Genomic DNA, 14,901 nt, shown 5'->3' with positions numbered 1-14,901 from the left:
ATCTAAAATCTCAAATCCTCTCATTGTGTGACAGCAATATCTGCAAATTCTCGAACTTATCCACTTATAGGAGATAACAAGATGGAAAGTAAGCAAAATTGGAAACTAAGATACTGGATTATTGGCGGGTATGCCGTTCCCGTGCTGGCATTGTTAGTTTCTGCCGGAATGACGATCATCAATATCAACACGGTGAACCAACGGTCAGAAAATTTATTGTCTTCTTATGACATTAACTCAATACTTGATGATCTTTCTGTTAGTGTGCAAAGTAATTCTAAGGCAAATCGAGGCTATTTATTAGAAAAAAATCAGCAATCGCTTGAGAGCTACCAAAAGACTCAAAAGGATTCCAAGGAATTTCTAGCAAAACTGATCACACTTGCCCGATCGCAACAGGAACGACTGTCTTTAACCAAACTGGAAGAACTGCGGAATAAACAGATTGCTTTTGACGATAATTTGATGGCAAAGGTGGATCAGGGCAAAGTCAAAGAAGCCGTTGAAAGCTGGAGTAAGGGAAATTCCCGCAATCAAGGGCAGGATGTCGTAGACATGATTGAAGAAATGCAGACTCGAGAAGATCAGACTTTTGCAATTGCCGCAAAACAGCAGCAAGAGGCGCTCAATGCCCTTAAGCTCACGGTGATGTTAGCAAGTGGACTCTCCCTCGTGCTATCTATTTTAATTGGCATCTGGGTGATTAGCCGCACTTCCCGCCAGATGAACGCCTCTGCCAGCGCGATCGCCATTTCCACCACTGAAATTGCCACGACCATCGAGCAACAAGAACGCGCCACCATCCAACAAGCCAATTCTGTCAACCAAACCACCACCACAATGGATCAGTTGCGGGCTTCCTCCCGCCAGTCTGCCGAACAAGCAGAAGCCTCAGCCGCAGGGGCGCAGCAGGTGTTGTTGCTGGTAGACGGTCGGACTCAAGAGGGGCAGACCAGCCAATCGAGCCTACGAGAAAAAGTAGGCGACATTGCCACGCAAATTCTCCACCTGAGCGAACAAACCAATCAAATTGGCATGATCTCCGCCCTTGTGAGCGACCTGGCAAGTCAAACCAATATGCTGGCGCTCAACGCGGCAGTGGAAGCGGTGCGAGCCGGGGAACATGGCAAAGGTTTTGCGGTTGTTGCTGCCGAAATTCGCAAACTGGCAGACCAAAGTAAGCGATCGGCTGAAAAAATTAATGTACTAGTCGTAGACATTCAAAAATCGACCAATTCCACCGTCATAGTCACTGGTGAAGGTACTAAAACCGTAGAAAAAATTGTAGATGCCATCAAAACGATCGCGGTGAATGGTCAGCAAATTTCCCTGACTTCCAATCAACAGGCGATCGCCGTTCAACAGGTGGTAGAAGCCATGAACTCGCTCAACATTACTGCCAGAGAAACCGCTTCTGGCATCAGTCAAATTAAAGTTGGTACACAACGGCTGAATGATGCCGCTCAGGAACTAAAAGCCGTTGTCTAAAAATGTATTGGAGTTACAGGTATGTTGAAAAATATGTCTCTGCACGCAAGATTGATGGGTTCATTTTTGCTTATGGGCGGTGTCGTTTTGGTGATCGGATCTGTCGGCTGGCGGGGTACTCATCAATTAAGCAGCCATATCGACACCCTCAGCCATAATAGCCTCCCCAGCCTCGATGGATTGTGGAAAATTAGTGAAGGGCATACCCAGATCCAGTCGGTAGAGCGAACGATTATCAACCCCGAAATACCTTTGGGAACCAAACAGTCTGAGTTAAATCGAATGCAGACAGCCTGGAAGCAGATTGACGCAGGCTTTGAAGAATATGATGCCCCGCTCCGCGATCCCGACGAGGAAAAACTCTACCAGACATTTAAACAACAGTGGCAGACGTGGAAGCAGGGTCATGCCGCCTATCTTCAGGCTTACCAGAACTTTGCTCAGTTAGGTATTGCAAACCCCACTCGCAGACAGCTGGAATTGACCATTCAGAAGCGAGAGAATTCTCCAGAAATGAAGGCGGCGATCGCTGCTGCCGATCAACTGACAAAACTCAGAGAAAACGCTGTTGCCAAAAATGATGTTTCCTTTGCGGTTGTGACTGACTCATTGTTGCAACTGATCAAAATTAATCAGGATAGTGCTGAAGATGCAGATAAAGCCGCCAGTAATGATGCCCGCTTGACCACAAATTGGGTGATTACTGGTATCATTGTCGGTCCTCTGGGGGCAATCTTACTAGGAATATTTCTGAGCAACAAAATAGCTAAACCGTTGACCGGCAAAATTGCTGAAATTGTTCAAACAATGGCTGCCTCCACTAATGAAATCGCCGCGACGGTTGAGCAGCAAGAACGGACTGCTACCCGACAGGCAGCTTCCGTCAATCAAACCACCATCACCATCGATGAATTAGGAGCCTCATCGCAGCAGTCAGCCGAACAAGCAGAATCTGCGGCAGCAGGGGCACGACAAGCGTTGACCCTTGCAAGTAACGGTACTGAAGCTGTAAAACGTACCCTCAAGGGTATGGAAACCCTACGGCAAAAAGTAGGAGCCATTGCCGATCACATTACCCGCTTAAATCAGCAAACTAAACAGATTGCCAATATCTCTAGTCTGGTGGGCGAGTTGGCAATTCAGACCAATATGCTGGCGTTAAATGCAGCTGTGGAAGCAGTTCGGGCAGGGGAACATGGTAAAGGCTTTGCCGTTGTCGCTGCTGAAATTCGCAAACTAGCAGACCAGAGCAAAAAATCAACTGAAAAGATCAACACCTTGGTAGGGGACATTGAATCTGCCATCAGCACCACTGTCATTGTCACCCATGAAGGCACTAAAACTGTGGAAGAAGGGACGCGAATTGCCCAGGAAACGTCAGAATCCTTTGCAGGTGTAGAAGGTGCAGTGAATAAGATTGTCCTCAACAGTCAACAGATTTCACTCAATATCAACCAGCAAGCGATCGCCATTCAGCAAATTGTCTCTGCCATGAATGACCTGAATATTGCGGCGCGTGAAACTGCCAGTGGCATTAGCCAGATCCGCTCTGGTACTGAACAACTAAACGAGTCAGCGCAAGCACTCAAGGCAACCATTTAGCGACGTGTGTAAAATCCCAAATTCACTCCCCTAACCTCTGCCATAACATTATGATCATCGATGATGAAGAACTGAGAGACGTTTTTAAAGTAGCCAGCGAAGAACACCTGCAAAACCTGGATGATGGATTGCTGCATCTGGAAAACCACCCCGATGATCTGGCTGTCCTAGAAGCCTTGATGCGGGAGGCGCATTCTCTGAAAGGCGATGCCAATATGTTGGGAGTTAAAGATGTCGGCACTCTGGCACATCAGATTGAGCATGTTTTGACTCAACTCAAGCGGCAAGAAAACCCTGCATCCTCGTTGGATAATGTTACGACAGACGCACCCTATGAACGCCTCGCTCATGCGATCGCCGCCATCCGCAAACTAGTTCACGAAGCCGTCACCGGAGAACCTGCCAGAGTTGATACCTTTTATGCTCTAGCGGAATTGATGGGAGCAAAGCAGGTGAAAGGGGAAGAGAGTGGAAATCAGGAGACAGAATTCAACAGCCAGGAGCCAGAAGCCAACGGTATTGAATTCACAAATACAGTCAAGAACAATACCCTTGACAGAAATCAAGAGGAAAACGGATCAATCCAAAATCCCTCCTACCGCATCGAAACCATCCGCGTTGGCACTCGCCAACTGGATACGTTGATGACACAAGCAGGGGAGTTAACTGTAACCAAAATTCGGATTGCTCATCGGTTGGGAGAAATTGAGGCGATCGCCAATCTGTGGGAAGAATGGAACCGAGATTTGTTCACTAATCGGTTTGCGTTCAGCCGAGAGCAAGAGGGTAACGTCGTCCTCAAGCGTCTAGAAACTTTTCATCATCACTCTGAAGAACGATTAGAGCAATTGGGTCATTTGGTGAAAACCCTGCAAAGTTCCCTTTCAGAAGACACAACCCGACTGGAACAACTGAGTGGCGATCTAGAAGAGGGGATTCGTACCCTGCGATTGCTGCCCTTTGCAACCATCTTCAACCTCTTCCCCCGAATGGTGCGCGATCTGGCGCAGCACCAGGGAAAATTGGTGGAGTTGATCCTGGAAGGCAAAGACACCCTTGCCGACAAACGCCTGTTGGAAGAAATGAAAGATCCGCTAATGCATATCCTGCGAAATGCGATCGATCACGGGATTGAGCCACCACAGGAACGGGAACGGCTAAGAAAACCAAGAACGGCAACAATTCGGCTCAGAGCTTACCAAACTCCCACTAACATTGTGCTGGAAATCAGTGATGATGGCCGGGGGCTTGACCTGGATAAAATCAAACAAATAGCGGTAAAACGGGGCATTTGCGGGGAGGAAGAATCAGCGACAATGACTCCCAGCCAGATCCAGGCGTTGATCTTCGCACCGGGCTTTTCAACAGCCCCCCTAGTGACAGAATTATCAGGACGGGGTGTGGGGCTGGATGTGGTGCAAACCAATGTCGAGAAATTGAAAGGCACCATTGAGGTGGAATCCTTTCCTGGACGAGGATGTACCCTGCGCGTCAATCTCGGTATCACCTTGGCAACCGCCCATGTCTTGATTGTGCAAGTGAACGAAATGCCCTATGGCATCCCAGTCGAGTTTGTGCAAACCGCCTGCTTGATCAAGTCAGAAGAGATTTTTCCCTTGGAGGGGCATGATACAGTAATTCGGGATAGCAAACCCATTTCGATAGTGCAATTGGCTGATCTATTAGAACTGCCACCAATGCCATCTGGGTTAACTCAAGAAACGGCGCTTTCCTGCATTATTCTTCAGGTTGGGCAAGAACAACTGGGTGTGGTGGTAGATGCCTTAGTGGATGAGCAAGATGTCGTAATTAAACCTCAAAGTCAGTTGCTTAAACGAGTCCGCAATGTTTCTGGGGCAACAATTTTAGGCACTGGAGATGTGTGTATGGTGTTGAATCCCCAGGATTTGGTGAAGTCAGCCCGATCGCGATCGCAGTCCATCTCTTCTACCCAAGTTCGTCAAGTTGCACCCACAAAACAAACCATCTTATTAGTCGAAGATTCTATTGCCACACGCACTCAAGAAAAGCGAATTTTAGAAACAGCAGGTTATCAAGTTATTACTGCCGTGGATGGTCTGGATGGGTTGAACAAACTGCGATCGCACACCGTTGATGCCGTTGTCACCGATGTGCAAATGCCAAATCTCGATGGCTTGGGGTTAACTGCCAAAATCCGCCAATATCAGGAATATAGCGATTTACCAATTATCCTGGTTACTTCCCTTGCCAGCGATGAAGATAAACGTCGCGGTGCGGAAGCCGGAGCCAATGCCTACATTATCAAAGGCAGCTTTAATCAAGAAGCTTTGCTGTCAACTCTCCAAAGGTTAGTGTAGTGGTTTTCAGATGAATGAAGAACAATTTTTTCGGAGGATGTGAACTTACTCTCAATCAATGAAAAACTCTGCCCCAATTCGCGTCTTTCTGGTGGAGGATTCCCTCGTCGCCTTAACCATCCTTAAGCGGATTCTGGCGAGTTCCTCAGAAATGAATGTGGTGGGAACTGCTCCCAATGGCGTGGAAGCATTGGAGCGAATTCCAGCCGCACAGCCCCAAGTAATCTGCACCGATTTACACATGCCCAGAATGGATGGACTGGAACTAACCCGGCGGATTATGGCAGACTATCCCCGTCCTATTCTGGTGATCAGCACCTCCGTCAACACCCAAGAAGATTCCCGCAATGTTTTTAAACTGCTGCAAGCAGGTGCTTTAGATGTCTTCCCCAAACCTAGTATCGACTCCCTTTCAGACTATGAACAGGTCAAGAACGAATTAATCAACCGGATCAAAGTTTTGGCAGGGGTTACAGTCTTTACTCGTCACGCTTCTAGAACTGCGACGGTAGAACCCAGAACGCAGCCTGTTAGCCCCAAACCTGTCAGTAACTCGCAATTCTCCATTGGTAATTCGCCGTTCTCCCTGGCCAAAGTCGTGGCGATCGGCGCCTCCACAGGCGGTCCCCAGGCATTGCACACGATCCTGAAACAACTGCCTGCAAACTTTCCCGTACCCATTCTGTGTGTTCAGCATATCAGCGAAGGATTTCTGCAAGGACTGGTAGATTGGCTGCAAGGAGAATGTTTCCTGCGGGTGACGATCGCCCAACCGGGAGAATTTCCCAAGCAGGGTACCGTCTACTTTGCTCCCGAACGACACCACCTGCAACTCAACACTCAAGGGCGATTAATCACCGTCAGCACCCCTCCCGTCTCCGGGCATCGTCCCTCTGTCACAGCATTGTTTCAAACCGTTGCTACCTGCTACCCGCGATCGGCAATTGGCATTTTGCTGACTGGTATGGGACGGGATGGCGCAGATGGATTACAAGCGATCGCCCAAGCCGGAGGCACCACCATTGCTCAGAATGAACAAACCTGCGTTGTCTTCGGGATGCCCAAAGAAGCGATCGCTCTGGGAGCCGTCCAACACATTTTGCCAATTAGCGAAATTGCTCCCATGCTCTTGAATCGAATCTCCAGTTTTCGGGTAATTTAGCTATTTCGCCGTAAGCCTCCCATGCTCATTAACCCCATTTAAAGTCAAAACATGAATTCCTTGAAAACATTGAAATATCCATCTTAATGTGGGACGACTCGTTAGCTTTCCTAGTTGATTTTTTATTCCGATTTTGAGCGAGAATAGTTCTGTAGTGCTTAATGCTACTTTTGAAGTGCGGAATGTGGGTTGAATATCCCAGTCTCTAGCTCTATTATCCCAGAGTTCAAGTATTTCTTTCTCGTCAAAGTTTGCCATTATTTCTTCAGTAATATCTTTCTCCTGAAAAGAATAACTTAACAGAACTTAATTATTCTCACATAGATATGATATCTGCTGAACTTTATGGTTTATGGTAGTGTTGTGCTGTATTTAATACCTAGCTGAATCGGGAGAGTAAACTCCAAGAGCAAAATTTTACAAGATAGCGATCGCAAATCCCAAAAAAGAATAAAACTATCAAAATTTGGCAACTGCCGTAATGATTTAGTCCCTCATCAACTAAGGAACGGTAGAATATACCTAATTTTCATAGCTTCAAAAGCCCAACCATGACGATGTATTCCAGACTCCAACGTGCATTTACTAACCGCCGCGTTCTGAAAGTGATTAGCGGCTTGAATAACTTCGACGCCGCTAGCGTCGCTGCGACTGTCAAAGCTGCTGAATTTGGCGGTGCTACTTTTGTCGATATTGCCGCCGATCCAGCTTTGGTACAGTTAGCTAAAAGTTTGACAAAATTACCAATTTGTGTATCGGCAGTAGAACCAGAGAAATTTGTGCAAGCTGTGGTAGCTGGTGCTGATTTAATTGAAATTGGGAATTTCGATTCCTTCTATGCTCAAGGACGCCGCTTTGAGGCTCCAGAAGTGCTAGCGCTGACTAAGCAAACCCGCGCTCTTTTCCCAGAAATCACCCTATCTGTCACCGTTCCTCACATCCTGGAACTAGATCAACAGGTACAGTTAGCAGAAGAACTGGTGAAAGCTGGAGCGGACATTATCCAAACCGAAGGCGGTACTAGCAGTAACCCAGTTCACCCTGGAACTCTAGGATTAATTGAAAAAGCTGCTCCCACTTTGGCAGCAGCTTTTGAGATTTCCCGTGTGGTATCAGTGCCAGTATTGTGTGCTTCAGGCATTTCTAGCGTTACCGCACCATTAGCGATCGCTGCTGGTGCTGCTGGTGTTGGTGTTGGTTCCGCTATCAACCAACTCAATAGCGAAGTTGCAATGATTGCCGCCGTGCGTGGCTTGTTGGAAGCGTTAGCGACTGCAAATGTAGTAATGAAATAAGTTTTGAGTTATGAGTTAGGAGTGATGAGTTGAAGAAACTTATTCATTCAAAACTCCTAACTTCTGTACAGAACAGACGCGATTAATCGTGTCTCATTACTTCTTTCAACGCATAAATTACCTGCTCTTGCTGCTGTTGTGTTAGTTCTGGGAACATGGGCAAGGATATGACTTCATGGCAAGCTTGCTCTGCTATTGGTAAGTCTCCAATTTGATAGCCCAGACTTTGATAAACTGGCTGCAAATGTAAAGGGTGGGGATAGTAAATCATTGAACTCACGCCGTGTTCTTGCAATTGACTACGCATCCAATCTCGATATTTGGCGCTAGAACCATTTCGCCCTTCGCCTGATATGCGAATAGTGTATTGATTCCATACCCCAATACCCCCACGTAATTCTTGGGGTGGGACGATTCCCGGAATTTGGCTAAGGAACTGGTAGTAATAATTGGCGATATCTCGTCGGCGATGATTCCAAATATCTAAATAACGCAGCTTAATCTGTAAAATAGCCGCTTGGAGAGCATCCAAACGGCTATTTACACCGATTTCTTCATGTAAATATCTAATTTTACTACCATGATCCCGTAGTATTCGTACTTTAGTAGCGATCGCTGGATCATTAGTCGTTATTGCTCCACCATCGCCGCAACCACCAAGATTTTTGGTAGGGTAGAAACTAAAGCAACCAATATGTCCAATACTTCCTACTTTTTCATCAGCCCAAATTGCGCCTGTAGACTGAGCGCAATCTTCAACTATTGACAAATTGTGAGACTGAGCCAGAGCCATCAATGATGTCATATCCACAGGTTGTCCAAATAGGTGAACCGGGATAATCGCTTTAGTTTTGGGTGTAATCGCCGCCGCGACTTGCTCCACATCCAAATTAAACGTAGTAGCATCAATATCAACGAAAACAGGCTTTGCACCTACGGCACTAATTACTTCAGATGTCGCAATAAAGGTAAAAGGCGTTGTAATCACTTCATCGCCTGCACCAATTTCCAAGACTCGTAACGCCAAGTAGAGCGCATCAGTACCAGAATTACAAGCCACACATTCAGTAACAGTATTATAAGCAGCAAACTGTTGCTCAAAACCTTCCACTAGGGGGCCGCCAATATAGCGGCCAGAAGCCAGAACCTCTAAGACGGCTGCACTTACTTCTGCTTCGATGGTGGTGTATTGCTGCTTGATATCAAATGCAGGGATGGGATTTACACTTTGGATCATGAGTTCTCATTTTATCGGGAGATACAAAGGATGCACTTCGACAGTCAATTTTTGCTTAATCAAATAGGAGCTACTAAAAGACTATCGCCCAGGATACGCATCTATTAGGGTTTTTACTGAAATTGTGGGGGGGGTTAACTACCGTACATTTAATTTACAGATAGTAGGCATACTAGTACGGCACGGCGTAAATAAACCACTCATTCCAAATCAATAAAACGCTTACGCTGTATTCATTTTGAATTTTGAATTTTGAATTCCGCCTTGCGGTACTAGGTGTTTGCCGTGTTAAGTTCGTACCATTTTGAATTGATGAAAGTGATATATATCATTCAAGATCCAACACATCGGATCAAAGTTCCTCTTGTGTGCGCTGCTTTGAGAAAAAAATACCAGGAGATAGAAAACCTATGCAGGATCTGATCAAACTGGATTTCGTGGATTTAGCTATTGCTGTAGGATTGATGGCGATCGCCATTGGTTTATCTGCCTGGGAAAAATTAGGATTAGAGTTGAACTTAGCCCTTGCTACTGGGAGAACCATCTTACAACTTCTCGTATTGGGATACATTTTAGATTTCATCTTGGCTTTGGACACTGCTTGGGCAGTTTTGGCGCTATTAGCAATAATGCTGACAATTACGGCGATTGTCGCACGAAATCGCATCAGCCAAAAAATTCCTCATGTGTTGCCTTTGGTGTGGGGTGCAATTTTAATTAGTACCGCCCTGACAGTGCTTTATACCAATTTCTTGATCATTCAACCACAAAGATGGTATGAACCACAGTATATAATTCCCCTAGCAGGGATAGTCTTAGGTAATGCTACTAATGCAGCTGCGATCGCTGGCGATCGTCTTGTCAGCACCATTAATTCCAGCCATCTCGAAATAGAAACCCATTTAAGCTTAGGCGCAACTCCAGAGCAAGCAGTTAGTCAGTACCGCAAAGATGCCATCAGAGCCGGATTGATTCCCACTCTCAATCAAATGATCCTCATCGGGATGGTGGCAATACCAGGAATTACTACCGGACAGTTATTAGCTGGTGTCAAACCCCTGGATGCTGTATCCTACGAAATTTTGATTATGTTCATGGTGGCTTTCGCTAACTTGCTGACAACAGTTTTAGTTACTAAGGGATTATGTCGTCAATTTTTCAATTCCGCCGCGCAGTTGGTGACGTGAAGGGGTTAATCTAAATTGAAGAGTATTTCATCATCTTGCCCTGGTAGATCAAGAGCAATCAATAGCGATCGGTTGAGTTGGGCGATCGCTTCCTCAGAAAGCGTTCCCCGCAAACGCAATAAACGCGATTTTGAGAGTACCCGAATTTGATCTGTCATTGCCAACGAATCATGGATCAACCCACCATTGGGTGGCTGGATCAACACTTGTGTGGGATAGATCCGCTTACTTGATCGATAGGTTGTGCAGGGAACTGCCAGAACCACAGGACTACCAGCATTAATCGCATCCCGACTGACAATAATGACTGGACGGGTTCCACCCTGTTCTGATCCTTCAGTTGGCTCTAGACGGGCGTCGTAGACTTCACCCCGTCTCAAAGGGAAGTTTCCTCCAACTTCAAAGCTTCCCATTGAGCCGGGGCAAATTCTGTTTCCATCTGCAAAACTTCCCTTTGATACTCTAGATCATTTGCCATTTCTGCTAAGGCTGCATCAATTTCTGCCCGTTTTTGAGCAGCTAGTTCACGCCGTAATGCCCGTGTTACAAAATCGTTACGACTTCTGGCTTTTCCTGCATGAACGGCTTTATCCGTTGCCTCTAACAAATCCTTTGGGAGGGTCAGCGTTGTCCGAACCGTCTGTTGCTCCATACCGTTCTCGCAAATGATGTTTGGTTTGATGACTTTTATAACATCATTTTAGTCATATTTTATCAAAACAGTTTAATTTTATGAGTCTTTTGATTGGCAATATATTTTTTAATCGTCTCGCTTGATGCCTCTCCAGCAGTGCCACAGAAGTATAGCGGCTGCCATAATGGTTAGGACAAGTCTGCTATGGATAGCTTTGACAGCCCCTCTCTTACGATTTGCCAATGTCCTAAGCTGTCTGATCACTGCTATAACTTCTAGTCCACATTGAAGGCAATCTCAATAAATGTGGAAATACTATTTGTAAAAATCTCTCAAAACCCTTTTTAAGCAAGCGTTTTGAGCTTTTTTGCTCGTCGATTTCACGTTAAGTTAATCTGGCGGTGTAGGATAGAGATCCAGCATCAATTCGTGATTTTTTATGTCTGCTACGCCACTTATATCTCAGGTTGACTTACACAACAACCCAGAAAAATCAGAATTAATCCCTCCCCTTCTAGGTGCGACCCTTGCGGAGTTAAGCACTTGGGTGCAGCAGCAGGGACAACCTGCTTACAGAGGAAAACAACTGCATGAATGGATCTATGAGAAGGGGGTGCGATCGCTATCTGATATTTCTGTCTTCCCGAAGCAATGGCGGAAAGAAGTAGCAGAAATTCCGATTGGGCGCTCAATTTTACATTACCGCTCTGTGGCACCCGATGGCACAGTCAAATATCTTTTACAATTAACAGACGGGCAAATTATTGAAACTGTTGGTATCCCTACCTTTGCAGAAGCGGGAGAAGGTCCAAAAGCCCGTCTAACAGTTTGTGTTTCTACTCAAGTAGGTTGTCCAATGGCGTGTGATTTCTGCGCTACTGGTAAAGGCGGCTACAAACGCAACCTAGCACACCATGAAATTATCGATCAGGTGTTAACTGTACAAGAAGATTTTCAGCAACGGGTTAGCAATGTGGTGTTTATGGGACTGGGTGAACCGTTGTTAAATACTGAGAATGTCCTAGCAGCCCTGAAAACCCTGAACCAAGACATCGGTATCGGACAGCGATCGCTGACAGTTTCTACAGTTGGGATTCGCGATCGCATCCGTGAGTTCGCGCAAAACCATTTGCAAATCACTCTGGCAGTTAGTCTGCACGCACCCAATCAAGCACTACGGGAAAAACTTATTCCCAGCGCCCGCGCCTATCCTCTAGAAGATTTGCTGGCTGAATGTCGGGAATATGTGGAAATCACTGGCCGCCGCCTTACCTTTGAATATGTTCTCCTTGCTGGTGTTAACGATTTACCAGAACACGCATTGCAACTTTCAAAATGCCTGCGAGGATTCCAAAGTCATGTAAATTTGATTCCTTATAATCCCATCCAAGAAGTAGACTATAAACGTCCCAACCGCGATCGCATTCAAGCCTTTGTCAACGTCCTCAAGCAGCAAAATACTGCTGTTAGTGTCCGTTATTCCCGTGGTTTAGAAGCCGATGCTGCTTGTGGGCAACTAAGAGCAAGTAAGAATTAAATTTATTGTACTCAGTAGATTTAATTACTTTGATCTCACAGATACCTGGCAATATTGCTCGGTTAATAAATTTAAGGGTTCGCTGATGTAGCGAACTGAAGCAGGATATTAATAGAGGTGATAGCTATGGCAACTTCTTCATATTCAGTTCTCAAACCTTATATTGCTGCTGATTTTAAAGTCGATTTAGATAAACAAGATATCCTAAATTTTCCTATTCCTACTCCCAGTCCAGCCATCAAGGCGAATAGTTATTACTTTGGGCATCCAGAATGGGCAAAAAACTATTTTTTGCACTGTCATCGTGATCAAGTGTTCAAGTCCTGCTGGGAAGCAGCCACGGGAACTTGGGATCATAAAATTGTTGTAGATATTGGTTGTGGCCCGGGCAATTTGTATGCAACCCTTGGGGGAAAACCACAATTGTTAATTGGTGTAGATGTTAGCGATGGGGCATTGTCTATGGCTCAACGTATTGGCTATATACCAGTCAAGGCAGATGCCCACCAACTTCCTTTCATTTCTAATTTTGCTGACCTTGTACTACTTAATGCTACACTGCATCACTGTGATTACATGGACATCGTATTGGCGGAAGCAGCGCGTTTAGTCCGTCCAGGCGGCATCCTAATCACAGACCACGACCCTCAGTTGACTGCCTGGAACTTCCAAGGATTAGGTTTGTGGTTATGGAACTTACGCTTAGGGCTATATCGGCTAATCAAACGAGGAGGTCATACCTCAGCAGCAGAGCAAACTTGGGGATTAGCAACTGAGGTTCATCACCGACCTGGGGATGGAGTAACGCCGAAGCTCTACTACAAAATTCTGGAGCCACTTGGCTTTAGTGTCAAGGTTTATCCCCACAACCATACAGTTGGTGCAGAGGTATTACAAGGCAATTACGGTGAATCTGACAAGAAGTATCGCTTGGCTCAATTATGGTCTGGTATCAATCCTAATTCTCCACAAGCAGCATTATCGCTGATGTGTGTTGCCACACGCCATGTTTGACACAAACAAGCATAGTTGTTATGGGTTTCGCAACAAAAGCTCTCAGTGACGCAATTCTGGACGCCTAGCTATGTTAACGCCAAATTGCTGCAACGAAGAAGAATTCTGGTTCATATCTCCAGTCATCGAAGTAGATGAAGTATTTAAGGCTATAAAACTATAACGATTGATAAAATAATTGTATGTTGAATCGATCATTGATGCTTAAATTCTGGCTACTAGTGATTGTTATTGCAAAAACTTGGCCGATGAATTCTCCTGCCTATGGAGAAGTAATTCTGAGGATTCCTCAGCAAGTAATTCCGAGCATTCCTCACCAAGTAATTCAGACGAATCCTCAGCAACCTGAGTCCTTTCAAGAAAGAATCAGACAACAACAAGAGGATCAAACTCAGCAAACACAAGAGCAATTTGAGGAAACATCGCTACGGCTACACTTTCAACAACCACAACAACAACAGCAACAGCTGAGAATACAACAGCAACAATTTTCACGACAACGGCAAGAACTCAGACGCCAGCAACAACTAAGATTACAACAGGAAGAAACGAGACTACAACAGCAACAATTTACACAACAGCAACAATTTAGCCTACAACAGCAACAACTCAGACAAGATCAAGAACTTAGACAACAGCAAGAATTGAGATTAGAAGAACAGAGGCGACAGCAACAACTCAGACAACAGCACGACAACCTGTGAAGTACTCAAAATTTTTGAGAAATAACTTTATTCTTGAAGAAGAATACATAATGCTGAATTCTGAATTCTGACGACTCGCACCTTTATTCTGTTTTATTTCTTATCTAACGGTGTGCGTAAATGCCAGGGGCATAAGCCTCAATGACTTTGCCTGTACGAGTGCAAGTAATCATCAAGTAGTCACAACTTGGGCATTGTGTCCGAGTTATTTGACTATCAGAAATATAATAACGCTCGGCGTGACTACCACAATTTGGGCAGTAAATCTTTTGTACTGTCTGCATTTTAAAACCCCTGGTTCTAATTATTTTTTACTTAGTAAGACTACAAGTTAAACCAGAAAAATTTCTGATTCGACCCAACTTAACAAACTGCTGTAATATTTGGTTGATTATTTTAAACAAAATTTCAAGTTTGAAAACTTTTCCATATCTCTATCTATTATTCTATAATTTAGGTGATTCTACCCTCCTACTTTAGATACATAAATTCTTTTGTAATTAAATGCTGCTTAGAAATTTACTGATCCCTATGATTAATGCCTTGAGAGAGCCTTGTTTATAGTTATTTCAGATGACTACAAAAAAAGTCGTTCTTGTATTTAAAAATTAAACCCGGTTAAATACTGTATCTTTAGTAACAAAATATCTATTTTAATATTTAGTTAATATTTGCTGGGAAAATTTATGAGATTAAATTCCG

The 14,901-nt window shown here is 44.9% G+C and carries 14 protein-coding genes and 1 pseudogene; 9 read left to right on the top strand and 6 right to left on the bottom strand.

The genetic code is table 11. The annotated features are described in order from the left end of the window. The first annotated feature begins 81 nt into the window (after positions 1-81). Genes V7K31_RS05600 through cheB form a run of 4 tightly spaced genes read left to right on the top strand, consistent with a single transcriptional unit; the run spans position 82 to position 6,591 of the window. Positions 82-1,488 carry a HAMP domain-containing methyl-accepting chemotaxis protein gene (locus V7K31_RS05600; protein ID WP_335093083.1) on the top strand — a complete coding sequence of 469 codons (1,407 nt, stop codon included), beginning with the start codon at positions 82-84 and terminating at the stop codon, positions 1,486-1,488. A gap of 21 nt (positions 1,489-1,509) precedes the next feature. After that, positions 1,510-3,090: a HAMP domain-containing methyl-accepting chemotaxis protein gene (locus tag V7K31_RS05595; RefSeq protein ID WP_335093082.1), complete on the top strand. Its 1,581-nt coding sequence runs from the start codon at positions 1,510-1,512 to the stop codon at positions 3,088-3,090. Between the two features lie 50 nt (positions 3,091-3,140). Then, on the top strand, positions 3,141-5,429 hold the full coding sequence (locus V7K31_RS05590; protein ID WP_335093080.1) for a hybrid sensor histidine kinase/response regulator: 2,289 nt from the start codon (positions 3,141-3,143) through the stop codon (positions 5,427-5,429). A gap of 58 nt (positions 5,430-5,487) precedes the next feature. Beyond that, positions 5,488-6,591, top strand: coding sequence for a chemotaxis-specific protein-glutamate methyltransferase CheB (gene cheB, locus V7K31_RS05585; RefSeq protein ID WP_335093079.1), 1,104 nt, complete (start codon positions 5,488-5,490; stop codon positions 6,589-6,591). Here the strand turns inward: cheB and V7K31_RS05580 are convergent, their stop codons facing one another. After that, positions 6,592-6,849 carry a hypothetical protein gene (locus V7K31_RS05580; RefSeq protein ID WP_335093467.1) on the bottom strand — a complete coding sequence of 86 codons (258 nt, stop codon included), beginning with the start codon at positions 6,847-6,849 and terminating at the stop codon, positions 6,592-6,594. A gap of 293 nt (positions 6,850-7,142) precedes the next feature. On the opposite strand from V7K31_RS05580, the gene V7K31_RS05575 reads away from it, so the two are divergent. After that, positions 7,143-7,886: a DUF561 domain-containing protein gene (locus V7K31_RS05575; protein WP_335093077.1), complete on the top strand. Its 744-nt coding sequence runs from the start codon at positions 7,143-7,145 to the stop codon at positions 7,884-7,886. 82 nt (positions 7,887-7,968) lie between these two features. Here V7K31_RS05575 and V7K31_RS05570 read toward each other — a convergent pair whose 3' ends face one another. Next, on the bottom strand, positions 7,969-9,123 hold the full coding sequence (locus tag V7K31_RS05570; protein ID WP_335093075.1) for a DegT/DnrJ/EryC1/StrS family aminotransferase: 1,155 nt from the start codon (positions 9,121-9,123) through the stop codon (positions 7,969-7,971). Between the two features lie 410 nt (positions 9,124-9,533). Between V7K31_RS05570 and V7K31_RS05565 the strand changes: the two genes are divergently transcribed. Continuing rightward, positions 9,534-10,310 carry an ABC transporter permease gene (locus tag V7K31_RS05565; protein WP_335093074.1) on the top strand — a complete coding sequence of 259 codons (777 nt, stop codon included), beginning with the start codon at positions 9,534-9,536 and terminating at the stop codon, positions 10,308-10,310. A 5-nt stretch (positions 10,311-10,315) separates the two neighbouring features. On the opposite strand, the gene V7K31_RS05560 is transcribed toward V7K31_RS05565, so the two are convergent. From V7K31_RS05560 to V7K31_RS31800, 3 genes and pseudogenes are all read right to left on the bottom strand, one after another. Continuing rightward, the gene (locus tag V7K31_RS05560; protein WP_335093072.1) at positions 10,316-10,690 is read right to left on the bottom strand and encodes a type II toxin-antitoxin system PemK/MazF family toxin; all 375 of its coding nucleotides are present in this window, start codon (positions 10,688-10,690) and stop codon (positions 10,316-10,318) included. Then, complete coding sequence (locus V7K31_RS05555) at positions 10,687-10,962, bottom strand: ribbon-helix-helix domain-containing protein (RefSeq protein WP_335093071.1); 276 nt, start codon at positions 10,960-10,962, stop codon at positions 10,687-10,689. The genes V7K31_RS05560 and V7K31_RS05555 overlap by 4 nt, the downstream gene beginning before the upstream one ends. Before the next feature lie 62 nt (positions 10,963-11,024). Next, positions 11,025-11,093, bottom strand: a pseudogene (locus V7K31_RS31800) (hypothetical protein); the annotation flags it as partial. Positions 11,094-11,383: 290 nt separating this feature from the next. On the opposite strand from V7K31_RS31800, the gene rlmN reads away from it, so the two are divergent. The 3 genes from rlmN to V7K31_RS05540 all read left to right on the top strand — a co-directional run bounded on the left by rlmN (position 11,384) and on the right by V7K31_RS05540 (position 14,199). Further along, the gene (gene rlmN / locus V7K31_RS05550; protein ID WP_335093069.1) at positions 11,384-12,481 is read left to right on the top strand and encodes a 23S rRNA (adenine(2503)-C(2))-methyltransferase RlmN; all 1,098 of its coding nucleotides are present in this window, start codon (positions 11,384-11,386) and stop codon (positions 12,479-12,481) included. A gap of 126 nt (positions 12,482-12,607) precedes the next feature. Beyond that, positions 12,608-13,495 carry a class I SAM-dependent methyltransferase gene (locus V7K31_RS05545; protein WP_335093068.1) on the top strand — a complete coding sequence of 296 codons (888 nt, stop codon included), beginning with the start codon at positions 12,608-12,610 and terminating at the stop codon, positions 13,493-13,495. A gap of 182 nt (positions 13,496-13,677) precedes the next feature. Continuing rightward, positions 13,678-14,199 (top strand): hypothetical protein, encoded by a 522-nt coding sequence (locus tag V7K31_RS05540; RefSeq protein WP_335093067.1) that lies wholly within the window; start codon positions 13,678-13,680, stop codon positions 14,197-14,199. A 104-nt stretch (positions 14,200-14,303) separates the two neighbouring features. Here the strand turns inward: V7K31_RS05540 and V7K31_RS05535 are convergent, their stop codons facing one another. Then, positions 14,304-14,483 (bottom strand): replication restart DNA helicase PriA, encoded by a 180-nt coding sequence (locus tag V7K31_RS05535; RefSeq protein WP_335093066.1) that lies wholly within the window; start codon positions 14,481-14,483, stop codon positions 14,304-14,306. Between the last annotated feature and the right edge of the window lie 418 nt (positions 14,484-14,901).

The sequence above is a fragment of the Nostoc sp. genome, from assembly GCF_036917675.1.
Taxonomy (GTDB): domain Bacteria; phylum Cyanobacteriota; class Cyanobacteriia; order Cyanobacteriales; family Nostocaceae; genus Nostoc.
The sequence above is the reverse complement of the archived record's forward strand: the minus strand, read 5'-3'. Positions and strand labels throughout refer to the sequence as shown.